At 65.3% G+C, this 26,677-nt stretch carries 23 protein-coding genes; 8 read left to right on the forward strand and 15 right to left on the reverse strand.

The features are described 5' to 3' along the window. Positions 1-35 precede the first annotated feature (35 nt). Positions 36-704: a Hint domain-containing protein gene (locus B6V72_RS09330; protein ID WP_075775367.1), complete on the reverse strand. Its 669-nt coding sequence runs from the start codon at positions 702-704 to the stop codon at positions 36-38. A 262-nt stretch (positions 705-966) separates the two neighbouring features. Further along, the gene (locus tag B6V72_RS09335) at positions 967-1,614 is read right to left on the reverse strand and encodes a sulfotransferase family 2 domain-containing protein (protein ID WP_088735396.1); all 648 of its coding nucleotides are present in this window, start codon (positions 1,612-1,614) and stop codon (positions 967-969) included. A gap of 97 nt (positions 1,615-1,711) precedes the next feature. On the opposite strand from B6V72_RS09335, the gene B6V72_RS09340 reads away from it, so the two are divergent. After that, positions 1,712-3,340 (forward strand): AMP-binding protein, encoded by a 1,629-nt coding sequence (locus B6V72_RS09340; RefSeq protein ID WP_088727657.1) that lies wholly within the window; start codon positions 1,712-1,714, stop codon positions 3,338-3,340. Between the two features lie 50 nt (positions 3,341-3,390). On the opposite strand, the gene B6V72_RS09345 is transcribed toward B6V72_RS09340, so the two are convergent. The 8 genes from B6V72_RS09345 to B6V72_RS09380 form a co-directional block, all read right to left on the reverse strand. Continuing rightward, the gene (locus tag B6V72_RS09345; protein WP_233243058.1) at positions 3,391-3,741 is read right to left on the reverse strand and encodes a hypothetical protein; all 351 of its coding nucleotides are present in this window, start codon (positions 3,739-3,741) and stop codon (positions 3,391-3,393) included. An 11-nt stretch (positions 3,742-3,752) separates the two neighbouring features. Beyond that, positions 3,753-4,526 (reverse strand): DUF6478 family protein, encoded by a 774-nt coding sequence (locus B6V72_RS09350; protein WP_088735397.1) that lies wholly within the window; start codon positions 4,524-4,526, stop codon positions 3,753-3,755. 149 nt (positions 4,527-4,675) lie between these two features. Then, entirely contained in the window at positions 4,676-5,335 is a 660-nt protein-coding gene (locus B6V72_RS09355; RefSeq protein WP_088719828.1) for a hypothetical protein, read from the reverse strand. A gap of 73 nt (positions 5,336-5,408) precedes the next feature. Further along, the gene (locus tag B6V72_RS09360) at positions 5,409-6,044 is read right to left on the reverse strand and encodes an ATP-binding cassette domain-containing protein (protein ID WP_088735398.1); all 636 of its coding nucleotides are present in this window, start codon (positions 6,042-6,044) and stop codon (positions 5,409-5,411) included. Continuing rightward, positions 6,041-7,696, reverse strand: coding sequence for an ABC transporter permease (locus B6V72_RS09365; RefSeq protein WP_088735399.1), 1,656 nt, complete (start codon positions 7,694-7,696; stop codon positions 6,041-6,043). The genes B6V72_RS09360 and B6V72_RS09365 overlap by 4 nt, the downstream gene beginning before the upstream one ends. Before the next feature lie 7 nt (positions 7,697-7,703). Continuing rightward, positions 7,704-8,903, reverse strand: a complete 1,200-nt coding sequence (locus B6V72_RS09370) for an ABC transporter substrate-binding protein (RefSeq protein WP_088735400.1) — start codon at positions 8,901-8,903, stop codon at positions 7,704-7,706. Between the two features lie 11 nt (positions 8,904-8,914). Then, a complete protein-coding gene (locus B6V72_RS09375) occupies positions 8,915-9,520 on the reverse strand; it encodes a CDP-alcohol phosphatidyltransferase family protein (RefSeq protein WP_088723122.1) in 606 nt (201 codons plus the stop codon). Beyond that, positions 9,517-11,646 (reverse strand): bifunctional TVP38/TMEM64 family protein/FAD-dependent oxidoreductase, encoded by a 2,130-nt coding sequence (locus B6V72_RS09380; protein ID WP_088735401.1) that lies wholly within the window; start codon positions 11,644-11,646, stop codon positions 9,517-9,519. Before B6V72_RS09380 ends, B6V72_RS09375 begins: the two co-directional genes overlap by 4 nt. Before the next feature lie 134 nt (positions 11,647-11,780). Here B6V72_RS09380 and B6V72_RS09385 point away from each other — a divergent pair, with 134 nt between their 5' ends. Next, positions 11,781-12,602, forward strand: a complete 822-nt coding sequence (locus B6V72_RS09385) for a BadF/BadG/BcrA/BcrD ATPase family protein (protein ID WP_088727652.1) — start codon at positions 11,781-11,783, stop codon at positions 12,600-12,602. Beyond that, positions 12,590-13,732, forward strand: a complete 1,143-nt coding sequence (gene nagA, locus B6V72_RS09390) for an N-acetylglucosamine-6-phosphate deacetylase (protein ID WP_088735402.1) — start codon at positions 12,590-12,592, stop codon at positions 13,730-13,732. The genes B6V72_RS09385 and nagA overlap by 13 nt, the downstream gene beginning before the upstream one ends. Here nagA and serB read toward each other — a convergent pair. Together serB and B6V72_RS09400 are read right to left on the reverse strand one after the other, a co-directional pair. Beyond that, complete coding sequence (gene serB / locus B6V72_RS09395; RefSeq protein ID WP_075775355.1) at positions 13,708-14,580, reverse strand: phosphoserine phosphatase SerB; 873 nt, start codon at positions 14,578-14,580, stop codon at positions 13,708-13,710. The two genes, nagA and serB, sit on opposite strands and share 25 nt — an antisense overlap. A gap of 122 nt (positions 14,581-14,702) precedes the next feature. Further along, entirely contained in the window at positions 14,703-15,761 is a 1,059-nt protein-coding gene (locus B6V72_RS09400) for a glycosyltransferase family 2 protein (RefSeq protein ID WP_088735403.1), read from the reverse strand. 305 nt (positions 15,762-16,066) lie between these two features. On the opposite strand from B6V72_RS09400, the gene B6V72_RS09405 reads away from it, so the two are divergent. The 3 genes from B6V72_RS09405 to B6V72_RS09415 all read left to right on the forward strand — a co-directional run bounded on the left by B6V72_RS09405 (position 16,067) and on the right by B6V72_RS09415 (position 19,681). Next, positions 16,067-17,212: a phosphoserine transaminase gene (locus tag B6V72_RS09405; RefSeq protein WP_088735404.1), complete on the forward strand. Its 1,146-nt coding sequence runs from the start codon at positions 16,067-16,069 to the stop codon at positions 17,210-17,212. 70 nt (positions 17,213-17,282) lie between these two features. Continuing rightward, positions 17,283-18,878, forward strand: a complete 1,596-nt coding sequence (gene serA, locus B6V72_RS09410; RefSeq protein WP_075775352.1) for a phosphoglycerate dehydrogenase — start codon at positions 17,283-17,285, stop codon at positions 18,876-18,878. Between the two features lie 68 nt (positions 18,879-18,946). Beyond that, the gene (locus B6V72_RS09415) at positions 18,947-19,681 is read left to right on the forward strand and encodes a metallophosphoesterase family protein (RefSeq protein WP_088735405.1); all 735 of its coding nucleotides are present in this window, start codon (positions 18,947-18,949) and stop codon (positions 19,679-19,681) included. Positions 19,682-19,684: 3 nt separating this feature from the next. On the opposite strand, the gene B6V72_RS09420 is transcribed toward B6V72_RS09415, so the two are convergent. Then, on the reverse strand, positions 19,685-20,557 hold the full coding sequence (locus B6V72_RS09420) for an MBL fold metallo-hydrolase (protein WP_088735406.1): 873 nt from the start codon (positions 20,555-20,557) through the stop codon (positions 19,685-19,687). Positions 20,558-20,721: 164 nt separating this feature from the next. On the opposite strand from B6V72_RS09420, the gene B6V72_RS09425 reads away from it, so the two are divergent. After that, positions 20,722-21,897: an acetyl-CoA C-acyltransferase family protein gene (locus B6V72_RS09425; RefSeq protein WP_088725203.1), complete on the forward strand. Its 1,176-nt coding sequence runs from the start codon at positions 20,722-20,724 to the stop codon at positions 21,895-21,897. A gap of 144 nt (positions 21,898-22,041) precedes the next feature. After that, entirely contained in the window at positions 22,042-24,255 is a 2,214-nt protein-coding gene (locus B6V72_RS09430; protein WP_088735407.1) for a response regulator, read from the forward strand. Here the strand turns inward: B6V72_RS09430 and recQ are convergent. Both recQ and B6V72_RS09440 read right to left on the reverse strand, forming a co-directional pair. Further along, positions 24,252-26,315: a DNA helicase RecQ gene (gene recQ / locus B6V72_RS09435; protein ID WP_088735408.1), complete on the reverse strand. Its 2,064-nt coding sequence runs from the start codon at positions 26,313-26,315 to the stop codon at positions 24,252-24,254. The genes B6V72_RS09430 and recQ overlap by 4 nt on opposite strands. Then, positions 26,315-26,614, reverse strand: a complete 300-nt coding sequence (locus tag B6V72_RS09440) for a YggT family protein (RefSeq protein WP_075775346.1) — start codon at positions 26,612-26,614, stop codon at positions 26,315-26,317. Before B6V72_RS09440 ends, recQ begins: the two co-directional genes overlap by 1 nt. Positions 26,615-26,677: the final 63 nt, after the last annotated feature.

Genomic DNA, 26,677 nt, shown 5'->3' on the forward strand with positions numbered 1-26,677 from the left:
CTGTCAGAATTTCAGGAGGGGATCAGGCCGGGCTATCACTCTGCCGCGTAAGCATGTGCGGTCAGATCTTCGTCGATCAGCCCCGCGACGATCGAGCGCGCCATCTCGAGCGACAGCGTCTCGTAGTTCGGGCCCGCATCATCGTCGAAGAGCGCTTCGAGCCGGTGGCTGTTGACCGAACCGCAATGGACCATGCCAGAACCATTAGCGTAGACGATCTCCTCCTCCTCAAACTCCAGCACGATCACGTCGATCGGACGGTGGGGTGTAATCCGATCGATCCCGCGATAGCCTTCAAGTGCCGAAGCGGGGATCACGGCGAAGGGGTCACCGTAAATTGCCTCGGCCATGTCGCTTTCCACCATCATGTTCTGTTCAGGCAAAAGCAGCATCGGGGTTTTGTTGCCCAACGCGCCGACCGGCACGGCGAGCGGCTTGCGATGGTCCGGGCAACGCCCGTGACCGAGCCAGAGTTGAGTCCGTTTGACGTCCGCGACGGGACGCAGGCCACTGTCGAAAGTCATGACCATGTCACCGGCTGCGATCGCTTCCACCGGGCGCCAGCCCATGGCGGTGGCGATGCGCGTTCCGGCGACGATTCCCGACGCAGCTCCGTTGTCGAGCATTCGCCCGGAGGTTGCGCCCGCCAGAGCGGTATCAAAGGCGCAATCGTCGTCCCAGGTCGTCGTTGCACTGCGGGTCATGTCGGTCTTCCTTCTGAAAGTCGGCGAGGCCATTTCTTGGTCCTACCCAGATCAATTGATTCCTAGGGAGTTTCCGGGGCCGAAAGGTGACCGAAATGTGGCAAACCTATACTTTCGGACAGTAAGTTGCTCACGGACCCGTGATTGACCTATCTTTTTGGATAGGGGACACGCTCGATTGACCTATCTTTTTGGATAGGGACGCGTTCACCGCCCGTAAGAATGGCCCAAAATGCGTCGCAATCTGCAATCGCGCGAAAATTTAGAATCGGTAACCGAACCGCGCGATGTCTTCGGCACAGAGTTTTGAAACCGCTTCAGCGTCGGCATCCGAAAAATACTCGCGCCAGTTGCGCTTCCGCGCGGAAATGTTGGATCGCGCGAAGGGCGTCACGGAAAACCCCAGATGCGTCGCGAGGGGTGCGGCATCGGCCTCTACATCTTCAAGGCGAATATAAAGGTCGCAAATCTCCTCCCCGTCCGGCAGCCGCGTGTAGCTGCCATAAGGGGCCGCCGCGAGCGATGCCTGGGTGTGCGGATGGTTTATGAAGTCCGAAAAGCTGAGTGACTTTGCTAACGCCACGGCCGGATGCGCCATCTGCTGCTCGCGCAACCAATGGTAGTAGCTGACGACCCGATCCCACGGGTTCCGCACAAGTGTGAAAGTGAAATAGGCCCGAGCCTGCTCTTCCGTATAGAGCCCCAGCCCGTCGCTCAGCGTGGAATGCTTCCAAAGCCGCCCTTGCGTCTCGCGGCCCGCCAGCCTGCGTTTGCGCCGCTGCGCCTTGGGCGTGTCTCCGATCAGAAGATCGTCCGCCATGGCGCGGTCCTCCAGCGCGAGCGTCAGCGCCGTGCCGCCCGTCTTCGGGATGTGAACGAAGATATAGCGACGGCCATGCGAAACGATCATGCGCGAGACACTATCTCTGACGAAAGATGACGCAAACCCCCTTTTCTTTCGCGCGGAGCCGCCTGAAGATGCCCGAACAATTGAGGAGGAGGTTTTCATGGGCTGGCTTGCCGACGAGACGGGTTTGGAGAAATGCGCGGCGAATTACGCCCCGCTTACACCTTTGTCGCATCTCAACCGCGCGCTGGAGGTCTTCCCCGAGCGGCTGGCGGTGATCTACGGCAGCCGCTCTTATAATTACGTCGATTACCACGCGCGCGTGAGCCAGCTCGCCTCGGCGCTCAAGGCGCGCGGCGTGAACTCGGGTGACGTGGTAGCGACGATCCTGCCCAACACCCTGCCCCAGATCGAAGCGCATTTCGGCGTGCCCGCCTGCGGCGCGGTGCTGAACGCGATCAACACACGGCTCGATGTCGATACCGTCGCCTATATCTTCGAACATGGCGGCGCGAAGATCGTGCTCTGCGACGTGGCCTTCCTGCCGGTGGCCGAAGAAGCCGTGAAGAAGATGAAAGGCCCCGCGCCGCAGATCGTGGAGGTGGCCGACCCCGATCACGGGTTCGAGCCGACCGGGCATTACCTCGAATACGAGGCGCTCGTAGCCGAGGGCGATCCGATGTTCGACTGGATCATGCCTGAGGACGAATGGGAGAGCATCGCGCTCAACTACACCTCCGGCACGACCGGGAAGCCCAAAGGCGTCGTCTATCACCACCGCGGCGCCTATCTCTCGACGCAGGCGAACGCGATCTCGTGGCGGATGCAGCTTTACCCGGTTCTGCTGACCATCGTGCCGCTGTTCCATTGCAACTCCTGGACCCATAGCTGGATGGCCCCGATGATGGGCGGCACGGTCGTCGGCTGCCGGGACGTGACCGCGAAGAACATCTATGACGCGATCGCCGATCACGGGGTGACGCATTTCGGTGGCGCGCCGATCGTGCTCAACACCATCGTCAACGCCAAGGACGAGCATCGCCGCCCCTTCGATCACGTGGTCGAAGTCTTCACCGCCGGCGCCCCGCCGCCCGCCTCGACGCTGGCCGCGATCGAACCGCTGGGCTTCAACGTCACGCAAGTCTACGGGCTGACCGAAACCTATGGTCCTGCCGTGGAATGCACCTGGAAGCCATCCTGGGACGGCGCAACCGGCGAGGAACGTGCCGAACTGAAGGCGCGCACGGGCGTGTCGATGCCGATGCTCGAACAGGTCACCGTTCACGATCAGGGCAAGGAGGTCGCCCGCGACGCTCAGCATCTGGGCGAGATCGTCTTCCGCGGCAACATGGTGATGAAGGGCTACTTCAAGAACCCGCAGGCGACGCGCGAGGCCTTCGAGGGCGGCGTGTTCCACTCCGGCGACATCGCCTTCATGCATCCCGACGGCTACATCAAGATCACCGACCGCGCGAAGGACATCATCATCTCGGGCGGGGAGAACGTCTCCTCGGTCGAGGTGGAAGGCGTGATCTGCGCCCACCCGGCGGTCTCGCTCGCCTCGGTCGTAGCGAAGCCCGACGAGACCTGGGGCGAGGTGCCCTGCGCCTTCGTCGAGCTGAAGGAGGGCAAGGAGGCGACGGAAGAGGAGTTGATCAAGTTCTGCCGCGAGCGGCTCGCGGGCTTCAAGACGCCCAAGCGCGTGGTCTTCTCCGAACTGCCGAAAACCTCGACCGGGAAGATCCAGAAATTCGAGCTGCGGGCCGTGGCCAAGCTGCTCGACGCGTAGGTCTTTCTTCTACGCGTGCGCGCGCCCGCGCGAGGGCGCGCGCAAAAGGCTCAGCTTTCGCTCTCGGCGCAATGCTGGCGGAAGGCGCGCGACAGCATGTCCAACTCGGTGCGCAGCAGGTCGATCTCGGCGCGCAGATCACCCGCGAGCGGCGCGCCTGCTACCAGAGAGAAGCGGTCGATCACCTCGCCATCCGATTTGCGGCAGACGAGGAAGGTCAGTACCCCCTCACTCAGCAACTCCGCCGGGATCGGCTGCGAGAGGCGCCAGTCGCCCGGCTCGCCAGTCAGCAACAGCCCTTCCAGCACCTCGCCCTGATGGCGCACCTCAAGATCGGGCGTCTCTTTCTCGTGGCTCACCGCCTCCCAGCGCCCGGCCTTGATCCGTGAATTTTCCAGCATCCTCGCCTCCGTCACAGCTCGGCGCGCGGGTAGCGCGCGAAGGTGAGATCGCGGATCACCACCTCGTTCATCCGTGGGTTTTCGAAAATCAGGTCGACCCATACCTTTTCCAACCGCCGCTCGTTCATCCGCGTATAGGCCAGATCGAATTCGACATAGCGCGCGCCCTCGCCTCGGGGCAATTCGCGCACCAGCTGCTCCGAATTGGGGCCGTGCTTGATGTTGAGGCGGCAGAACACCTCCAGTTCCCGCTCGCACTCCAGCTGCATCTCCAGCCGGATGAGATGGTTGAGTTGCAGCCCGCCAAGCGCCGCATCGGGCAGGTCGAGCACCAGCGACAGGAACGAGCCTTCGAAGCGCAGCACATCGAGCCGCAGCCCGAACGGCGCGAGCGTCTCGCCCTTGGTATTACGGATCTGGCGCAGCGTTATCTCGGACCGAGGGCAGTCATGGAACAGGATGAGGTCATAGCCAAGCTTGTCGCGACTTTGCGCCCCCGCGACACCGTGCGGATGCGCCTTCACCCGCCAGAGCAGCGGACGCCACGCCCAGTCACTGCCCGCGGGCTTGCGAACCGACGTATCACCGGGAAAGGCCGTCAGCCGCTGCTCGGTCGCGCGGAGCACCGTGTCGAGCTCGTTGCGCAGCGCGCGCGCCCGGGCGCGCAGACTGCGCAGTCCATCAGGCCCAAGCGTGGGCACCGTGGACGCCGCATCGCGCCAGCGCCGCAAGCTGCGCCGCTCGGCAATCCGTTGCAACAGCGATCCGCCGTTTCGCCCCGCCATGTCCCGCCCTTCTTTCCCGTCCTGCCGTTGCCGCTTGCGGCATCACAGCAGTTATTCCTTATCAGCGGATTCTGAGAAAGGGAAATTTCCGGGCGAAGTCATCATGTTCCGGCGTGGCGACGCGCGCTCGGAGCGTCACGTCCGCACGGTCAGTTCGCGGCGCGGATCGCGGCGATGAATTTCTCCAGCAACTGGCGCTGCTGGGCGTAGCTCAATTCGCCTTCCTTCAGCGGCATAACCGACAGCGCGGTGATCCGCCCGCCAAGCGCGGTGACGCCCCGCAGATAGGTCTTGGCGATCGGCGGCCCGCCGGTGCCGGAGCGATCCTCGACCCGCAGCAGCAAGGTGCCATCGGCGATATCGGTGCCTTTGATAGTGACGTCGCCCGCCTCGCCGGATCGCGACAGCGCCGCCCGCCCAATCTCGGAATGGAAGAAATCGCCGATCTTCTTGAGCCGATCCCGTGACAGCTTGCCGGAGCCATCCTCCAGCGCGGGCGGCCCGACGGTGACGCTCAGCAGCGCGGGCTCTGGCGCATGGGCATCCTCGGCATTGCGCGAGATTGCAGCGCAATTGCCGAACAGCGCGAACCCCCCCGCACCGGAATTGCGCAGGCTTTTCGGATCGACGCACCAGCCCTTCGGCGCGGCTACCGTCAGCGCGCCATTCGCGAGCGTGGTGCGGGCTTTTGCGACCTGCGCCGAACCGAAGGCTGTCGGCTGACACCCCGCCAGCAATCCGGTGCCCCCCAGCGCGAGGGCGAGGGGGGCCAAAAGACGCGACGAGCGGTGTTTGACAGCAGAAATCATGAGTTTTGAGATAGCCTCAGGGCCCTCAACGCGCAAGTCTGCCGGGGCTCGCCGCACTGCGGCTGCGCGGGGTTCAGCCCAATGTGATCCGGCGCGCAGCTGCCGCGCCATCCTCCGGATCGTGGCTGACCATCAGGCAAGGGATCCGCTCGGCCGCGAGATGCTGCAGCGTGAAACTGCGGATCTCGGCCCGCAGCTCCGCGTCGAGCGCGGCGAAGGGCTCGTCGATCAACACCGCGCGGGGCCGGGCAAGCAGAGTGCGCATCAGCGCCGCACGGGTGCTCTGCCCGCCCGACAGCGTCGCCGGATCGCGATCAGCCATGCCCGCAAGCCCGGCCTGTTCCAATGCCGCCTCGACCGCCGCGCGCCGGGCCGCCTTGCCCTTCACCTGCCCGGGCAGCCCGAAGGCCAGATTGTCGCCCACCGAGAGATGTGGGAAAAGCTGCGCCTGCTGAAACAGCATCCCGATGCCGCGTTTCTCGGCGGGCAGCTGCGTGACGCTTTCGCCATCGAGCCGCACATCGCCCGAGGCCGTGAACCCACGCGGCAGGTGCCCGCCGATATGGGCGAGCAGGCTCGACTTGCCGATCCCGGACGGCCCCATCAGGCAGACGGTCTCGCCAGGCGCCACGACCAGCGACAGCGGCGCGAAGAGCGGCGCGGAGGTGCCGGGCGCGGTCAGGCTCAGATCGATCAGCTCGAGGCTCATGCCACTCCTCCGCGCAACCCGCGCCGATTGCGATGCCACCATGCCGGCACGGCGAGCGCCAGCGCGAAACCCAGCCATGGCAGCGCCGCCTGCATGAGCGCGAGGATCGCGGCCAGCCGCCGATCCGCCCCCGAGGCGAGCGCGACCGCTTCGGTCGCCAGCGCCTGAACGCGCCCCGCCCCGGGCAGCAGAACTGCGAGATATTGCGCGACCGACACCGCGACCCCGATCGCCGCCGCCGCGCAGATCGGACCGAGCAGCATCGGCAGCTTGATCCGCAGCAGGCGTCGCGTCGGCCCGGCCCCGAGGCTCGCCGCACTGGCGAGATGCGCCGGGTCGAGCGCGCGCCACGGCCCGGCCAGCGCGATCATCACATAGGGAAAGACGAACAGCAGTTCGGCCCATGTCACCGCGACCGGCCCGGGCGGCAGGCCGAGCCAGAGAAACCCCGTCGTCAGCCCCTGCAGAAACCCGATCTGCGGCAGCAAAAGCGGCAGGACGATCAAGGCGCCGAGCGGCAGGCGCTTGCCGGAGCGATCCTCGCTTTCCAACCAGAGCATCGCGAGGATCACCGCCAGCCCGGTCGAGACCAGCGCAAGGGACAAGCTGGTCAGAGCGGGCCCTGCCCAATCCGCGCTGGCCCAGCGTTTGAGCGTCAGATCGGCGGGCATGGCATCGGGAAAGCGCCAGAAGCTCGCGAGGCTCCACAGGATCAGCGCGCCGAGCGATCCGATCGCCAGCAGACCGCCCGCCCCGATCAGGCCAGCGCCGCTCCAGTTTCGCCGCGAGGTGCCGCGATGCCCAGCGCGGATCGCCGTCTTGCCCAGCCGTGCCACCGCGCGCTCGCCGGCCATCCAAAGCGCCGCACTCGCCCCCATCACCACCAGCAGGATCACCGCCAGCGCCGAGGCGGGCACCGCCTGCGCGGGATCCGGCGCGCCGTAGAGCCGCAGGATCCGCACCGCCAGCGTCGGCGGGTTCGACGGCCCGAGGATCAGCGCCATGTCCACGACCGACAGCGAGAAGGCCAGCACGATCAGCACCGGCAGGCGCAGCGCCGGGTAAAGCTGCGGCCAGACGATCCGCGCCCAGACGCGCCCCGGCGCGTAGCCAAGCGCACGCCCCGCCGCCATCTGCGCCGCCACCGGTCGCTGCGCGACGGCGACCAGCGTCATCAGCGTCAGGAACGGCACCTCTTTCAGCATCAGCCCGACGATCAGCGACAGCCCCCACGGGTCGCCCACAGTGACGATCTGCGGCGGCAAGTCCCAGCCAGTCGCCCAGGGCGAGATCAACCGCGCGGCCCAGCCCGAGGGCGCGATCAGGAAGGCCAGCCCGATCGCCAGCGCCGCATGGGGCGCCGCGAGCAGAGGCGTCAGCCAGCGCGACGCCGATTGCCGCGTCATCAGCCTGCGCGCGAGCGGGATCGAAGCCGCAAGCGACAGCAGCGTAGCCCCCAAACCGGTCACCAGCGTCAGCCGCAGCGAGGTGAGGATACCGGGCGCGGCCAGCGCCTCGGCGAAACCGTTCCAGCCCAGCGCGACCCGCCCCAGCCCCGGCTGCCAGCCGAAGCCGGTCGCCAGCGTCAGCGCCGCGCCCAGCAGCACCGGCGCGCCGATCACCAGCGTCAGGATCGCCCCGGCGAGCCGCATCGGAACCTCACTTCGTGTAGCGCTGCGCCCAGTCCTCGGTGAGCTTGGTCATCCAGCTCGGGTGCGGCTCGGGCAGGGTCGGGCCCAACTCCTCCAGCGTCGGCAGCGCGGGCGCGGTGGGCAAATCAGCGAAGGCCTGTTTCGCCGCCTGGTCCAGCTTCGCCGGATCGAGCACCGAGAAACTTCCCAGCACGCGGATGTCCTGCATATGCGCCTGCGTGGCCGGATCGAGCAGGAAATTCGCGACCAGCTCCGCCCCCGCCTGATGCGCCGCGTTATAGGGAATCGCGACGTAGGAGATATTCCCGATCGTGCCACCTTCGGGCACCCAGACACGGACCGAGGGCGGCAGCACGCCCTGTTCGATCATCGCGGCGGGCGCGGCGGGATCGAAGAACATCGCGAAATCGACCTCGCCATCGGCCAGCAGTTGCGCCTGCACGCTTTCGTTCTCGGGGAAGGATTTGCCTTCGCGCCACATCAGCGGGCGCAACGCATCGTACCACGCCCAGAGCGGCGCGGTTTCCTTGGTATAGGCCTCGTCCGTCACGGGCTGCGACAGCGCCGCCGGATCGGGCGCCAACTCGACCAGCGCCTGCTTGAGGAAGCTCGCCCCCATGAAATTCGACGGGTTGGGATGGGTGAAGCGGCCCGGATGCGCCTTGGCCCAATCCAGAAGCCCCGCCATATCCTTCGGCGGTTCGTTCACCCGCTCCGCATCATAGGCGAAGGCGAATTTCGCAAGCCGCCAAGGGCTCTCATAGCCCTCGGTCGGCACGGTGAAATCGGTCGTGGCCGCCGAGCCTTCCGACAGGTCGAGATATTTCGCATTGGGCAGATCGCTCACGAACGGCCCATGCAGCAGCCCCGCGTCCTTCATCGCCAGAAAGTTCGGCCCGTTGATCCAGATAAGGTCCACCGCGCCGCCGTCATCTTTGCCTGCCGCCTTCTCGGCCTGCACGCGCGAAACGGCTTCGGCAGTGTCGGACAGTTTCACCTGCTCGACCGTGACACCGTATTTCTCCTGCATCTGATCGGACACCCAGTCGATGAAAGCGTTGGTGCGCGGATCGCCGCCCCAGGCGTTGAAATAGACCGTCTGGCCCTTCGCCTCAGCCTGCGTCTGTGCCCAATCGGCGAAGGCGGGCGCGGCGAGCGGCAGCGCGAGACTCGCGGCAAGAACCGGGACGGCAAGAAGGTTTCTCATACTCTCTCCGTTCAGGAAAACGCCCGCCAGCCCATCAGCCAGCGGGTCACGGTGGTCACGAAACAGGCGGCGGCGAAGATCCCGGCTAGGATCGGGAAGGCTTGCGGAAACAGGCAGATCGCCGCGAAGAACAGGATCGTCTCGGCCCCTTCGGTAAGGCCGCCGAGGTAGTAGATGCCCTTCGTCGGATAGGCATCGGTGCTCATCCCGCGCTTGGCGGCGATCGAGGCGAAAGCGAGGAAGCTCGACCCGGTGCCGACGAAGGCCGCGATCAGGATGGAAGCGGCGAGCGCGTTACGGGCCGGATCAGCCAGAGCGAAGCCCACCGGGATCAGCGCGTAGAACAGAAAATCCAGCGCGATATCGAGGAACGCACCGCGATCGGTCGGCCCCTTGATCCGCGCGATGGCCCCGTCGAGCCCGTCCGCGACCCGGTTGATCAGGATCAGCGCCAGCGCCAGCCAATAGGCGTGCAAGGCCAGCGCCGGAATCGCGAGCAGACCCAGCGCGAAGCCCGCCACCGTCACCTGATCGGCGCGGATATCGCGCGCGGCCAGCGCCTCGGCGGGGGGCTGCATCATGGCACGTTGCAGCGGCAGGAGAGCTGCGTCGATCATCCGCGCCTCCATGTCATGAAGCGCTCGGCGATACGTAGCGTTCGCGGGTTCACATGCGACTGCCGCCAGCGCCCGGCGGCGTTCTTCGCGGCCTCCGACCAGCTCGGATAGATATGCGGCGTCGAGAGAATCTTGCCCAAGCCCAGCCCGTGCCGCATCGCCAGCGCGAATTCCGCCAGCACCTCGGCCGCATGCGCTCCGCAGACCGTGGCACCGAGGATCTTGTCCGAGCCCTTCGCGGTGAGAATCCGCACGAAGCCCTGTCCCGCGCCTTCGGCCAGCGCCCGGTCCAAATCGCCAAGCGGATATGTCGTGACTTCGTGATGCACGCCCTCGGCCTCGGCCTGAGTCGCCGTGATCCCCACCCGCGCCAGCTCCGGCGTGGTGAAGACCGCATGCGGGATCGGCGCGGCATGGGCCTTGAAGCGCCAGAACGGCGAGGCCAGCGAATTCGCCGCCGCGATCCAGCCCTGATGGCCCGCGGCGTTGGTAAGCTGCAAGGGCCCGGCCGAATCGCCTGCGGCGTAGATATTCGGCATCAGCGTCTCGAGGTAGTCGTTCGTCTCGATCACTTTGTTTGCCGGAATGCCCAGCTCCTCCAGCCCAAAGCCTTCGAGCCGCGCCTTGCGTCCGACCGCGACCAGCAGCGTGTCGAACTGAATCTTGGAGCCGTCTTCCAGCTCCAGCCATTTACGTCCATCCGTGCTGGACTCCTCCCGCCCGAAGCGGATCGCCTTCGCACCAAGCTTCAGATCGGCCCCATCGGCGCGCAACGCGGCCGCGATGGCGTCCGAGGCCTCGGTATCTTCACGGATCAACAGCCGCTCCGCCGCCTCGACGACCGTCACGCCCGCCCCAAGACGCGCCAGCGCCTGCGCTATCTCGCTGCCGATCGGGCCACCGCCAAGGATCACCATCCTCTCGGGCGGCGCAGGCATCGCAGCGAGCGCCTCCCACAGCGTGTCCGAGGTCAGGGGCTCGACCGATCCGATCCCCTCGATCGGCGGGATCACCGGAGCCGCGCCGGTCGCGAGCACGACGCCGCGCGTCGTCAGGCGCTGGTCGCCCACGCGCACGGTCCACGGGTCTTCCAGTCGCGCATGGCCTTCGATCACCTCGACGCCCAAACCTTCATAGCGCTCCACGGAATCATTCGGCTCAATCTGCGCGATCACCTCGGATATCCGCCGCGTCACGACGGACCAATCGACCGAGACATCCGCGCGCACGCCCAGCGCCTCGGAACCGCGTGCCACACCCACAGCCCTCGCCGAGGCAATCAGCGCCTTCGACGGCACGCAGCCGAAATTCAGGCAATCGCCGCCCATCGGGCCGTCCTGCACCAGCGTGACTTTCGCCTTTGCTTGGGCCGCGACATAAGACGCCACAAGCCCCGCCGCCCCTGCGCCGATGACGATCAGGTTGCGGTCGAACTTGGCCGGGCGCTCATAGCCGCGATAAGCGCGCTTGCGCGCCCAGAATCGTAGCGCCGCGCGCGCCACCCACGGAAACACCGCCAGCGCCGCGAAGGCGCCGAGCAGCCCCGGTGAGACGATCCCCGACAGGCTGCCCAGATCGCCCAGTTGCGCGCCCGCCGCGACATAGACGGCCGTGCCGGGCAGCATGCCGAGCTGCGAGACGGCATAGAATTTCCATGCTTTCATCCGGGTCAGCCCGAAGGCGAGGTTGATGACGAAGAACGGCACGACCGGAATCAGCCGCAGCGAGAACAGATAGAATTCCCCGTCGCGCGCCGCCCCTTTCTCGATCTTCGCAAGCCGTGGGCCAAGCCGCCCGCGCACCCAGTCGCGCATCAGGTAGCGCGCGACCAGAAAGGCCAGCAGCGCCCCGATGGATGACGCGAAGGAGATCAGCACCAGCCCCTGCCAGAATCCCAGCAGCGCCGCGCCCAAAAGGGTCAGCCAGACCGCAAAGGGCAGCGACAGCGCCGTAACGACAACGTAGGTGACGAAGAACCCGATGGGCAGCGCCAGCGGATGCGCCTCGCGCCACGCCGCGAGACTGTCGCGCAGGGCGCGCAGCCGTTCGGGGTCGGGATCGGCCACCAGAAGGGTCGCGATCACCGCCAGAGCGATCAGGCCAAGGAATATCAGAGGTTTGCGCATGGTCCTCCCGTGGGTGACGCCCCAGTGATAGAGGCGATGCGATCTTTCCCCAAGTCGTTTCACGCGCGGATTTCGTTACGCGCTTTCTCTCGGGTTCGCTATTTGGCACTGTTACGCAGAAAACGGAGGCGGGGATGCATTTCATTGCAGTCGATGGCGGAGGCAGCGGATGCCGGGCGGTGTTCGCCGATGCGTCAGGCCGCGTCATCGGGCGCGGCGAGGCCGGCCCCGCGAATATCGCCTCCGACTACGACGCGGCGCGGCAAAATATCTTCACCGCCATCGAAACCGCGATGCGGCCCCTCGATGCACCGAAGATTCGCGCGGTGCTCGGGCTGGCCGGGGCGAACCATGCGCCCGCCGCCGAGGCTTTGGCCGCCGAGCTGCCTTTTCCCGCCCGCGTCGTACAGGATGTGACGACCTCGGTGCGCGGCGCCCTAGGACCGGAGGACGGTATCGTCGCGGCCATTGGCACCGGCTCGTTCTTCGCGCGGCAGCTGGGCGGTCAGCAACACGCGATCGGTGGCTGGGGCTTGCGGCTGGGCGATGAGGGCTCGGGCGCTTGGATGGGCCGGGCGCTCGGAATGCGGGCGGGGCGTGCGCTGGATGGTTTCTGCCCGGTGACGCCGCTGCTGCGCGACTTCCTCGACGAGATGAACGGGCGCAACGGGCTGATCGCGTTCAGCCTCGACGCCACCCCCGCCGATTGGGCGCGGTTTGCGCCGCGCGTCCTGCAGTCGACCGACCCTGCCGCGGTTGCCGTGCGCGAGGCTGCGCAGACGGAGATCAGGGAGGCCATCGCGCTGTTGCAACCCGAAGAGCCGCTGCCCGTGACGTGGCTCGGCGGACTCGGACAGGGTCTGGCGGTGCAAGATTGGCCGCAGCGGGCGGCGAAAGGCAACGCGCTGGACGGTGCCTTGGCATTGGCGATGGAGGATGCGTTTTGGACAAGCTGATCCTGACGGGCGCGCGCGTTTTCGATGGCGCCGCCTTCCACGAAAACTATGCAATCGTGCTGGAACAGAGTCGAATCTCGGCGCTCTGCCCGATCGCGGAGCTGCCAGAAGGCGAGGTGATCGAGTTTCCGGGAGGCACGCTCGCGCCCGGGCTTGTCGATCTGCAGGTGAACGGCGGCGGCGGCGTGATGCTCGACGGGCGCGCGACGCTGGAGACGATCGCGACGATCTGCGCCGCGCATGCCGATCTTGGCGCGACGACGATCCTGCCGACGCTGATCACCGATACCCGCGCCGCGACCCAGACCGTGCTGGCGGCAGGTATCGCCGCCGTGTCGCGAGTGCCGGGCTTCGGCGGGCTGCATCTGGAGGGCCCGCATCTCGACCCGAAGCGCCCCGGTTGTCACCCGCCGGGTTGCATCCGACCGATGGACGAAGAGGATATCGAGACGCTGCTGGAGGCGAAGACCGGGCTGCCCGCGCTGATCGTGACGCTCTCGCCCGCCAACGCGACGCCCGAACAGATCGCGCGCCTCTCCGATGCCGGTATCGTCGTCAGCCTCGGCCATTCCGATTGCAGCTTCGCGGAGGCTCAGGAGGCCATCTCGGCAGGCGCGCGGATGGTCACCCATCTCTTCAATGCGATGAGCCAGCTGGGCTCGCGCGAACCCGGACTCGTCGGCGCGGCGCTGTCGCAGCCGGTCTCCGTTGGGCTGATCGCGGACGGCATCCATGTGCATCCCGAGACGATCCGGCTGGCGCTGGAGGCGAAACGGCAGGGCGAGGTCTTCCTCGTCTCCGACGCGATGGCCTGCGCCGGGTCCGATCTGACCGAGTTTGATCTCGCCGGTCGCCGCATCCTGCGCCGCGACGGGGCGCTGCGGCTGGAGGACGGCACGCTCGCCGGGGCCGATCTGTCGCTGCCGCAGGCGGTGCGCTTCATGATCGAGAAGGTTGGCGTATCACCGGAACAGGCGCTTGCGATGGCAAGTCGTATCCCGGCAGAGGCAATCGGCGCGCCGGTGGGCCGGATCGCCCCCGGTCTCGCAGGGGATCTGGTGCATTTAGATGACGATTGGCGCCTGACCGAAGTCTGGCAGGGCGGTCAGGCGAAATCTTCCACCGCATAGCCCTGAATGTAGAGCAGCGCGCTCAGATCGCCGAAGTTGATCCGGATGTCGCATTCGGCGGCAACGGAGGGCTTGGCATGCAGCGCCACGCCCGCACCGGCGAGCTTCAGCATTCCCAGATCGTTCGCCCCGTCGCCCACGGCCATGACCTGCGCGTGATCCAGCTTCAGTTTTTCCGAAATTTCCAGCAAAGCCTGAACCTTGGCCTCGCGCCCGAGGATCGGCTGCGAGGGCACGCCCGTCAGCTTGCCATCCTCGACCAGCAGCAGGTTCGCGCGGTTCTCGTCGAAGCCCAGCGTCTCCGCGACATAGCCGGTGAAGGCCGTGAAGCCGCCCGAGACGAGCACACAGTAGGCACCATGGGCCTTCATCGTCGCGACCAGATCGTGCCCACCGGGCATGAAGCTGATGCGGTTCGCGATCACCTCGGAAATCACGCTCTCGGGCAGCCCTTTCAGCAGACCGACCCGCTCGGTCAGCGCGCCTTCGAAATCCAGCTCGCCATTCATCGCCCGCGCGGTGATCTCCTTCACGCGTTCACCCACGCCCGCCACGTCGGCCAGCTCGTCGATGCATTCCTGCTGGATCATCGTCGAGTCCATATCTGCCAGCAGCATCTGCTTGCGACGCCCCTCGGCGGGCTGCACGACCAGATCGACGCCCAGCCCCTGCAGGCCCTCCCACGCCTCCCAACGATTCGACGGCACGCGGTCCACCATGAACTCGGCTGCGACATTCGGGTTGAGCCAACGCGCATCGCCACCGCCCCATGCGCCACAGAGCGCATCGAGCGTGCCTTGATCCAGATTGGCCTCTTTCGGGTCAGCGATCAGCGTGGCGGTAAACATGCGCGCTCCTTGGGGAATATCGGCTCCGAATTTTGATGCCGGAATTAGACCAATTTCCCGGCGCATGCCAGAGCGTCGCCACGGGGCAACCTGCGCCTCCTCCCCGGGTGTCGGTCGCCTCGCTATTTCTCGGCTTCACCCGTTCCGGAACGCTCCGCGCGCGTTGCTATCTCTGTCTGGCAGACTTCGCGGAACGTCTTCCAGACCTCCGCCATCTCGGGGTCGGCTTTCAGTTCGGCGATCCGCGCATGATGAGCGTCGATCGCCGCAGTGTGCAACGCGGACAACACCGGATCTTCGAGGAAGCGGCCCATCTCGCGCCGGATCGCCAATCCATAGCGCAGCATGGTCCGGTTTTCTTCGCGCGCAGAGCTGCGTTTGCGCGCATAATTGGCAGTCAGCCGGTCCGGCCGCACCGCGTCGCCGCGCTCCATTTTCAGTAACAGGCTTTCCGCCGAGCGTACCGAATAATGCGCGAGCCATGCCTGATCATATCGCCCGCGCACATCGTAGCCGCGATCCGTTCCGACACGGTATTTACGCGGCACGGGGACGCCGGCACCGTCGAGCCAACGAATGCCGCGCCGTCGCTCCATCTGCGGACGATGGTTGTTCCATTCGAGGACCGTCGGCGTGACCTTTGCGATCGTCTTCACGCCACGACGGGCACGGCGCGCTCCGGGTCTCATGTCGATCGCCCAGGTGAAACGCTCGGTAACGAGACCTTCTTCGAAGCTTTCTCGCCCGCCGAACCCGAAGAGCAGCTCACCGAAGGAGATCGCATCGGGATAATCGTGCAATGCCAGAAGCCCCGGAAGGGTGCCATCCGCCACGTCGATATGCAGAAATTCGTCGGTATCGCAGATCATCGTGTAATCGGCCTCGCGGTGGCGCCGCAATTGCGACCCGTAAGCCAAGGCTTGTCGATGGAAGCGTTTGGTGTCCGCCAGATATGCTGGGTTGGGCAAGTGTTGCACGACCCCGAGAGCATCGAGCCGGTCCAGAATCGCATCCGTGCCATCGAAGCAGTCGTTCGAAAAGACGATGAAATCGGTCACCCCGAGATTGCGCCAATGGGCCAACCATTCGAGGATGAAAGGCCCTTCGTTCTTCATCAGGGTGATGATGCAAATTCGCATCGGCGTGATCACGGCTGCCTCCGGGGCGCTGTCTTTAGTCATGTCTGAAAGCTCTTGGGTCGCCCAGTTCGAGCGGAGTGACGCGAACAAATGTCACGAGCTGAAAGATTTATCATACTGTTTATAAAATAAGATTTTGCCTTGGCTCATATGCTCGCCGGCGCGTATCGTTGAAACGATACAACATCACGACCGCCGCACCAGTCTGCATCGAGATCCGGCATCATTTTGACGCAGGTGTGGCCTCGCGGTGAATTCTCCCCTTGCACCAGAGCGGCCCCACGCGTACATCCGGCGGCGGGACACCCTTCCCCAACGAAGGGCATATATCTGGAAGGATACCAGCAATGGCTATTCAAGCTCCGGCTACGCGGCCGGCAAACCCGCGTTTTTCTTCGGGCCCCTGCACGAAGATCCCTGGTTTCTCCCTCGACATGCTCAATGACGCGCCGCTGGGCCGTTCGCACCGTGCCGCTATCGGCAAGGCGAAGCTGAAAGAGGCGATCGACACCACCCGCGAAATTCTGGGCGTGCCCGCCGATTACCGCATCGGCATCGTGCCCGCCTCCGACACCGGCGCCGTCGAAATGGCAATGTGGTCGCTGTTGGGCGAGCGCAAGGCGACGATGGTCGCTTGGGAAAGCTTTGGCGCCGGCTGGGTGACCGATGTGGTCAAGCAGCTCAAGATCGAGGCCGAGACGAAGACCGCCGACTATGGCGATATCGTCGATTTCTCCACCATCGACTTCAACACCGACGTGGTTTTCACGTGGAACGGCACCACCTCGGGCGTGCGCGTCCCCAATGGCGATGCGATCCCGGCGGACCGCGAAGGCCTCACCATCTGCGACGCCACCTCGGCCGCTTTCGCGATGGAGCTGCCCTGGGACAAGCTCGATGTCACCACCTTCTCCTGGCAGAAAGTGCTGGGCGGCGAAGGCGGTCACGGCGTGCTGATCCTGAGCCCCCGCGCCGTCGAGCGGCTGGAGAATTACTCCCCCGCCTGGCCGCTGCCGAAGATCTTCCGCATGACCAAGGGCGGCAAGCTGAATGAGGGCATCTTCAAGGGTGAGACGATCAACACCCCCTCGATGCTCTGCGTCGAAGACTACCTCGTGTCGCTGAACTGGGCGAAGTCGGTGGGCGGGCTGAAAGGCCTGATCGACCGCGCCGATGCCAACGCGAAAGTCGTCTGGGATTTCTGCGCCGAAAAGCCGTGGATCGCGAATCTCGCCAATGATCCGGCGACCGCGTCGACCACCTCGGTCTGCCTCAAGTTCACCGACGATCGCATCAAGGATGGCGCAGCCTTCGCCAAAGCCGTCGCCAAGCGGCTCGAAGCTGAAGGCGTCGGCCTCGATCTCGGCGCCTATCGCGACGCCCCGGCCGGTCTGCGCATCTGGTGCGGCTCGACCGTCGAGACGGCGGATGTCGAGGCGCTGATGCCTTGGGTCGAATACGCCTTCGAGGCCGAGATCGTCGCGCAAGCGTGATCCGTGACAGATTGGCGGGCCTCCGGGCCCGTCCTTTCCCGATATTCTGAAAATTCAAGGAGCCCAGAAAATGGCCCCCAAGGTTCTCGTCTCCGACAAGCTCTCGGAAACCGCCGTCCAGATCTTCCGCGACCGTGGCATCGAGGTCGATTTCGAACCCTCGCTCGGCAAGGACAAGGAAAAGCTCGCCGAGGTGATCGGCAAGTATGACGGTCTCGCCATCCGCTCGGCCACCAAGGTCACGGCGAAACTGCTGGAAAGCGCGACCAACCTGAAAGTCGTCGGCCGCGCCGGTATCGGCACCGACAATGTCGACAAGGAAGCGGCGAGCAAGAAAGGCGTGATCGTGATGAACACGCCCTTCGGCAACATGATCACCACCGCCGAGCACGCCATCGCGATGATGTTCGCCGTTGCGCGCCAGATCCCCGAAGCCGATGCCTCGACGCAGGCTGGCAAATGGGAAAAGTCGAAATTCATGGGGGTCGAACTGACCGCCAAGACGCTCGGCGTGATCGGTGCGGGCAATATTGGCGGCATCGTCTGCGACCGCGCGCGCGGCCTGAAGATGAAGGTCGTGGCCTATGATCCCTTCCTGAGCGAAGAGAAGGCGGCCAATATGGGCGTCGAGAAAGTCGAGCTGGACGAACTGCTGCGTCGCGCCGACTTCATCACTCTGCACGTGCCGCTTACGGATTCGACCCGCAACATCCTCTCGAAGGAAAACCTGCAGAAAACCAAGCCCGGTGTGCGCATCATCAACTGTGCGCGTGGCGGCCTGGTCGACGAGCAGGCGCTGGCCGATCTGATCAAGTCGGGCCATGTCGCGGGCGCGGCCTTCGACGTCTTCGCCGAGGAACCGGCGACCGATAACGTCCTCTTCGGCCTGCCGAACGTGGTCTGCACGCCGCACCTCGGCGCCTCGACCACCGAAGCGCAGGAGAACGTGGCCCTGCAGGTGGCAGAGCAGATGTCGAACTACCTGCTGGACGGCGCCGTCGAGAACGCGCTCAACATGCCCTCGATGACCGCTGAAGAAGCGAAAGTCATGGGCCCCTGGGTGAAACTTGCGCAGCACCTCGGCGGCTTCATCGGCCAGATGACAGAGGACGCGATCAAGGCGATCAACATCACCTTCGACGGGGTGGCGTCCGAGATGAACCTCAAGGCGCTCGACGCGGCTGTCGTTTCGGGCATCCTCAAGGCCAGCCAGCCGGACGTGAACATGGTCTCCGCCCCGGTCATCGCGAAAGAGCGCGGCATCCAGATCTCGACCACCTCGCAGGACCAGACCGGTATCTTCGAGGGCTACATCAAGGTCACCGTCGTCTCGGAAAGCAAGGAACGCTCGATCGCGGGTACCGTGTTCTCGGATGGCAAGCCGCGCTTCATCCAGATCAAGGGCATCAACATCGACGCCGAAGTGGGCGAGCACATGCTCTACACCACCAACGACGACGTGCCCGGCATCATCGGCAAGCTCGGCACGATCCTCGGCGAGAAGGGCGTGAACCTCGCGAACTTCACCTTGGGTCGTTCCAAGCAGGGCGGCGAAGCGATCGCCATCGCCTATGTCGACGAGGCGGTCAGCGCGGACGTTGTCGAGGCGCTGAAAACCTCGGGCGGCTTCAAGCAGGTCAAGCCGCTGGAATTCGTCCTCGGCTGACTTAGCTGAACGGTTGAAACCGGGCCCTCCGCCGTGCGCGGGGGGCCTTTGCATTGGAAGGGGCACTCATGCGGACCTACGCGATCGGCGACATTCACGGGCATCTCGACAAGCTGCGCGGGGCGCATGACCTGATTGCGGCGGATCGCGACACCTATGGCGAGACGGAGGCCCCGATCGTGCATGTCGGCGATCTGGTGGATCGCGGACCGGACTCGGCGGGTGTGATCGACTACCTGATGAAAGGTCAGCAGAGCGGCGAGAACTGGATCGTGTTGCGCGGCAATCACGACCGGATGTTCCTGGGCTTCCTCGACGATCCCTATACCGAAGACCCGATCCTCAGCGCAGAGGTCTCCTATCTCAATCCGCGTGTGGGCGGCGAGGCGACACTGGAGAGCTACGGCATCCCCGACGCGTTCTCGCGCCCACTCGACGAGGTCACATCGGAGCTTTCCGCCATCCCGCAGTCCCATCGCGACTGGCTCGCGCACCAGCCCGCCTATTTCCCCCGCGGCGAGGCGATCTTCGTTCACGCAGGCATCCGCCCCGGCGTGGCGATGGAGGATCAGGTGGAGGATGATCTCCTGTGGATCCGCAAACCCTTCCTGACCGACCCGCGCGACCACGGGGCGCTGATCGTGCATGGGCATACAAATATCAAGGCGGCCACCCATTACGGCAACCGCCTCAATCTCGATTCCGGCGCGGGCTATGGCCACCCGCTCTCGACCGTGGTGATCGAAGGCCGCGACGCGTGGCTGCTGACCCCCGAGGGCCGGGCCGAACTGCCACGCGGCTAACGCTTACCGCGGCTCGAAATAGTCGAGCGGGATTTTCAGGTAAGACCGACCATCCCCCTCGGCCTCGGGCTTGCGCCCGCCGCGGATATTCACCTGCAAAGCGGCCAGCATCAGCTTGGGCAGCGGCAGGGTCGCGTCGCGTTCTTCACGCGTCTTGATGTACTCCTCGCGGCTGATGCCGTCCTTGACGTGCTTGTTGTGCTTGCGGTGATCGGCCACGGTCGCGCCGGTCTGCGGCTCCTTGCTCTCGCCGGGATAGTCGTGCCCGATGAACAGCCGCGTCTCGGCGGGCAGATCGAGAATCGCCCGGATCGAATCCCACAGCTCGGCCGCAGAGCCGCCCGGAAAATCCGCCCGGCTCGTGCCGCTTTCGGGCTGCATCAGCGTATCATGCACGAAGGCCGCATCGCCCACGACATAGGTGATCGAGGCCAGCGTATGCCCAGTCGAGAGCATCACCTTCACATCGAGATTGCCGATCCTGAACGTCTCGCCCTCGGCGAACAGGTGATCCCATTGCCGCCCGTCCTGCGGCAGCTCGGGCGTGTTGTAGATCTCGGCCCAGAGGCTTTGCACCTTGCGCACGCGCTCGCCTATGCCGCGCTTGGCGCCCAGTTTCTCGGCCAGCCAGACGGCGGAAGAAAAGTGGTCGGCATGGGGATGCGTATCGAGCACCCACTCCACGTCGATCCCCTCGGCCTTGACGTAATCGAGGATTTTCTCGGCATTGCCCAGGGTCGTGGCGCCCGCCTGCGGGTCGTAATCCCAGACCGGATCGACCACCGCCCCCTTCATCGTATCGGGGTCGTGAAAGACGTATTGCCAGCTTCCGGTGGGTTTATCCCAGAACCCTTTGACGATCGGGTTGGCAGTCATGTCGGCCTCCTAGTCATATTCGCTTTCTAGAATGTGTTTCCTATGTCGCGAGTTTCAACCCGGCTCCCTTGGCAAATGACGTCTCGTCATAACCATGCGGGCGCGCTGGCGCGGGGTCAGCCCATTCGCTACCCTCGCGCCGACCCAAACATTGGAGGCTACCCATGACCGGTATCGTCATTCTCTCCGGCACCCGCACGCCCATCGGCACGTTCGGCGGCACGCTGTCCGGCTTCGCGCCGATCGACCTCGCCACCCATGTCTCGAAAGAGGCGATCTCGCGGGCGGGCGTGTCGGCGGACAAGATCGGTCAGGTGGTCTTCGGCCATATCATCAACACCGAACCGCGCGACATGTATCTCAGCCGGGTGGCGGCGGTGAATGCCGGCGTCCCGGTCGGCACGCCCGCGATGAACGTGAACCGCCTTTGCGGCTCCGGCGTGCAGGCGGTCGTGTCCGCCGCGCAGATGCTGATGCTGGGCGATGCCGATTTCGCGCTGGCAGGCGGTGCCGAGGTGATGAGCAAATCGCCCTATATCCTGCCCGCCGCCCGCTTCGGTCAGAAGATGGGCGACGCGAAGATGCTCGACATGATGACCGGCGCGCTGTCGTGCCCCTTCGGCACCGGCCATATGGGCGTGACGGCCGAGAACGTGGCCGCCGAGTGTTCGATCTCGCGCGAAGAGCAAGACGCCTTCGCGATGGAAAGCCAGGAGCGTGCGGCAAAAGCGATCTCCGAGGGCCATTTCAAGGAAGAGATCGCCCCCGTCGAGATCACCACGCGCAAGGGCACGACCGTCTTCGACACCGACGAGCACCCGAAACAGACGAGCCTCGAGAAACTCGCCTCGCTCAAGCCGGTCTTCCAGAAGGACGGCTCGGTCACCGCGGGCAACGCCTCGGGCATCAATGACGGTGCGGCGGCACTGGTTCTGGCCCGCGAAGAGGCCGCGAAAGAGGCGGGTCTGACCCCGCGCGCCAAGATCACCGGCTACGCCATCGCGGGCGTCCGCCCCGAGGTGATGGGCCTCGGCCCGATCCCCGCCGTGCGCGCGCTGCTGGAAAAGACCGGCATGCAGGCCTCCGAGTTCGACTGGATCGAAAGCAACGAAGCCTTTGCCTCGCAGGCGCTGGCCGTCTCGCGCGAGCTGGGTCTGGATGCGTCGAAGGTGAACCCCGATGGCGGCGCGATTGCGCTCGGCCACCCGGTCGGCGCCACCGGCGCGATCCTGATCGTGAAGGCGCTGCACGCGCTGGAGCGCACCGGCGGCAAGCACGGCCTCGTCACCATGTGCATCGGCGGCGGGCAAGGCATCGCGCTCTCGATCGAACGTCTCTGAGGCCCGGTCTTTGAGGGTCAAGCGGGCGGGCAATCCATAGCAATTTAAGGATTTTCCCGCCCGCCCATCATCGCGGTTAACCTGCCTTTCACGCAGCACTGCAACTCTGCCTCCCGGACCACACGGGGGGGCTTTGCCGCGTCCATGCACAAGGCGATCGCAGAGAAACTGGCACAGGAACGCCGCGGGCGACTCGCGGCGGAAAAGCTGTTGGAGCAGAAGCGCCAGGAACTCTTCGCCGCCAACCAGAAGCTGGCCCAGCACGCAAGGATGCTCTCAGATCAAGTTGTGGAGCAGCGCGAAGGTCTTGCCCGCGCGCTTAGCGAACGCGAAACCCTGCTGGGCGAGAACAGCCGCGTGCGCAACGATCTCGAACGGGCCAATTCGCTCGCCCAGATCGCGCAGGCGCGGCTGTGGCACGCGGTCAATTCGATCTCGGACGGCTTCGCGGTCTTCGACAGCGATCTGCGCCTCGTCGCCGCCAACCAGTTGTTCCTCTCCTTCTTCGAAGGCGAAATCGCGATCGGCGTCGGCGTCGCCTATGACGAAGTGATGCGGATCGCGGCAGAGCGCGGTGTCTTCGACCTGCAGGGGCGCGATCCGCACGATTGGCATTTCGAGATGTGCGAACGCATCCGTCGCACCGAGATCCCCCCGATGGCGCTGCGCACGCAGGATGGCCGCTGGTTCCGGCTCAACGACACATGGGGCGCGCAGGGCGATCTCGTCACCTTCGCGCAGGACATCACCGGCGCCGTCGCGCGCGAAGCGGAGTTGCGCGATGCCCGCGACCGGGCGGAGGCGGCGAACCGCGCGAAATCCGCCTTCCTCGCCAATATGAGCCACGAGATCCGCACGCCGATGAATGGCGTCGTCGGGATGGCGGACCTGCTGGTCGAGACCGATCTGACCGAAGAGCAGCGCTTGTTCGCCGAGACCATCCGCTCCTCCGGCGAAGCGCTTCTGACCATCATCAACGACGTGCTCGATTACTCGAAGATCGAGGCGGAGCGGATGCGGCTTTACCCCGAACCCTTCGATCTGGAACGCTGCCTGCACGAGGTGACGGTGCTCTTGCAGCCCTCTGCCAAGGACCGCGATCTGAAGCTTCTGGTGGATTACGACCTGTTCCTGCCCACCCGGTTCGAGGCCGATCCCGGACGGATGCGGCAGATCCTGACCAACCTTCTGGGCAATGCGGTGAAATTCACAAAAGCCGGTCACGTCCTCGCCCGCGTCGTGGGGGTCGAACGCGAGGCCGGTCACTACGAGCTGCACATCACCGTCGAAGACACCGGCATCGGCATCGCGCCCGAGCTGCTCGATCACGTCTTCGGCGAGTTCAATCAGGTCGAGGCCGAGAGTAATCGCAAGTTCGAAGGCACCGGGCTTGGTCTCGCGATCACCCGCCAACTGGTGGAGTTGATGGGCGGCGAGGTCTGGGTGGACAGCGCGCTTGGCGAAGGCTCGTGTTTCGGCCTCAAACTGGTGCTGCCCCGCGCCGAACCGGTCGAGCCGATCGACGCCCCCTCCCCGCCGATCACGCTGCACGCGGCGCTGGTGGTCGACGATCTTCTGGTCAATCGCGTCATTCTGGAGCGGCAATTGCAGACCTACGGGCTGGAGGTGACGCTTTGTCGCTCCGGCGAGGAGGCGTTGCAGGTGATCGAGGATGGCAGCGCTTTCGACGTAATCCTGACCGATCATCGGATGCCCGCGCTCGACGGGGTCGCACTCGCGCAGAGGCTTCGGGCGGATGGCGGCGACGTGCCGATCCTGCTGCTCAGCTCCGACCCGGAGGCTGCGAAGGCCGCGATGGACGAGGGTGTCACCGGCTGTCTGCAAAAACCGGTGCTGCGCTCGGAACTGTTCCGCGCATTGCAGGACCTGTCGCGGGCCGCCGAAGCGACACCTGATCCGCCGCCTCCCAGCCCGCCGCCAGACCTGACCGAGCGGCGTGCGATGCGGATCCTCGCCGCCGAGGATAACCGCACCAATCAGCTGGTCTTTTCCAAGATGGTGAAGGATCTCGATATCGATCTGCGCTTCGCCAATAACGGACATGAGGCCGTCGCCCTGTGGCGCAGCTTCCAGCCCGATCTGATCTTCATGGACATTTCGATGCCCGGCATGGACGGGCGCGAGGCGGCGCGCGAAATCCGGGCGTTGGAAGGCGCGGCACATGTGCCGATCTGCGCGCTCACCGCCCATGCGATGGAGGGTGATAGCGAAGGCATCCTCGCCGCCGGGATCGATCACTACCTGACCAAGCCTTTGAAGAAACGAGAGATTACCGAACGCATCCAGTCGGATCGCCCCGCAGATGCACGCCCACCCGCGGTCGACCAACCCGCCTAGCGGTAGTCGGCCAGCACCGCCAGGAACGCCTCTGCAAAGCGGTCGAGCTTCGCCTCGGGCAGGTTGGAAATCCGGGCTAGATCGTCGCGGTTGCGCGGCTTCGTCTCCGCGATCTTGCGGATCGTCGAGGCCGAGCAGGAGAGCGGGCGATCATAGCCATCCGCGCCGCGTTCGAGATTTCGCTGCGCATCGGCCAACCGGTCGTAAATTTCCCCCTCGGTCGAACCTGCGAGCTTGCGGCGCAGCGGGTGCATCTCTTCCACCGCGCCGGCGATCACCTCCAGAAACTCCGCGCCGTAGCTTTCCAGCTTTTTGGCACCGACACCGCTGATCGCCGCCATTTCGTCGAGCGTTCCGGGGCGTTTCTCGGCCATCTCGATCAGGGTGCGGTCGGTGAAAACGACATAGGCAGGCACGCCCTGCGCCTCGGCCAGCGCGCGCCGCTTCGCCTTCAGCGCCGAAAGAAGCGGCGCGTCGTCGTCGCTCACCAGCGTCCGGACCACGTGTTTGGTCTTCGCCTTCGCCACCAGATCGCGGCGCAGCGTGATCGACTGCTCGCCGCGCAGGATCGGATGGGCAGTCTCGGTCATCACCAGCGCGCCGTGCCGCGCCGCGTCGGGCCGGATCAGGTCGTGGCCCATCATCTGCCGAAACACCGCCTGCCATTGCGGACGGCTCAGATCGCGCCCGACCCCGTAGGTCGGCAGCTTGTCATGGCCCCATTGCTTGATCTTGTCGGTCTGCGAGCCCAGCAGAATCTCGATCAGATGCCCCGCGCCGAACCGTTCCTCCGAGCGCAGCGCGGCGGACAGCGCCTTGCGCACGGCCTCGGTCCCGTCGAACAGCTCGGGCGGCGTATCGCATAGGTCGCAATGCCCGCAGGGCGCGGCCTCTTCGCCGAAATAGCGCAGCAGTTTCACCCGGCGGCATTCGGTCGCCTCGGCCAGACCCAGCAGCGCATTCAGCCGCCCGTGATCGGCCTCCTTGCGCTCGGGCGGGGCGAGCCCTTCGTCGATCTGGGACCGGCGCAGCTTGATGTCGTCGGGGCCATACAGTGTCAGCGTCTCGGCGGCGGCACCGTCGCGACCCGCGCGCCCGATCTCCTGATAGTAAGCCTCGATGCTCTTGGGCAGATCGGCATGGGCGACCCAGCGGATATCGGGCTTGTCGACGCCCATCCCGAAGGCGACCGTCGCGACCACGATCAACCCGTCTTCCTGCTGAAAGCGGGTCTCCACAGCGCGGCGGTCATCGGCCTCCATCCCGCCGTGATAGTGACAGGCGAGATGCCCGGCCTCGCTCAGCGCCTTGGCCAAGCTCTCGGTCTTCGCCCGCGTGCCGCAATAAACGATGCCGGATTGCCCTTTTCGCGCGGCCGCGAAGCGCAAAATCTGTTGGCGTGGCTGATCCTTGGGCGAAAAGGCCAGATGGATATTCGGTCGGTCGAAGCCGCGCAGGAAGCTCTCGGGGGGCTGCCCGTCGAACAGGCGCGTGACAATCTCGGTCCGGGTTTCTTCGTCGGCAGTCGCGGTAAAGGCCGCAAGCGGTACGCCAAGGCTGCGGCGCAGCTCGCCGATGCGCAGGTAGTCGGGGCGGAAATCATGGCCCCATTGGCTGACGCAGTGCGCCTCGTCCACCGCGATCAGACTGACGCCTGCGCGCTTCAGCAGGTGCTGCGCCCCGCCAGAGGCCAGACGTTCGGGCGCCATGTAGAGAAGCTTCAGCCGTCCTTGGTCGATCGCGGTGAAGACCTCTTCGGTCTCCTCCTCGGTATTGCCCGAGGTCAGCGCGCCCGCCTCGACACCCGCCTGCCTCAATGCGCGGACCTGATCGCGCATCAGCGCGATCAGCGGCGAGATCACCACCGTCACGCCCTCGCGCGCCAGTGCAGGCAATTGATAACACAGGGATTTCCCGCCACCCGTCGGCATGATCGCCAGCACGTTCCGGCCGTCGATCACCGCGCGCACGATCTCTTCCTGACCGGGCCGGAAGGCGTCGAACCCCCAGACCCGCGCCAGTAGCTCTGCGGGTGCCTCGGCTGCCGCAGCCGCTGGCATCAGAAGCTGTTGCCGTAGAAGAAGGCCGCGTTGTTGAACAGCGCCTGACGGATGATGATCAGGATGATGAAGGCCACCAGCGGCGCGAGATCGAGCCCGCCAGTGTCGGGCAGGAAGCGACGGATGCGCCCGTAGATCGGCTCCAGCAGGTTATTCAGGCCGAACCAGATTTGCGCCACCAAGGGTTGGCGCAGGTTCAGTACCTGAAAATTGATAAGCCAGCTCATGATGATATGGGCGATCATGACGAACCAGATGACGTTCAGGATCAGCACCAGGGCCTGAAAGAGCGTGACCATCGAAACCTCCGCTTTGGATCGCAAAGACAGGTAAGCGAGGCGCCGCGGCATTGCAACCGCAGG

The sequence above is a fragment of the Thioclava sp. F34-6 genome, assembly GCF_002213235.1.
Classification (GTDB): domain Bacteria; phylum Pseudomonadota; class Alphaproteobacteria; order Rhodobacterales; family Rhodobacteraceae; genus Thioclava; species Thioclava nitratireducens.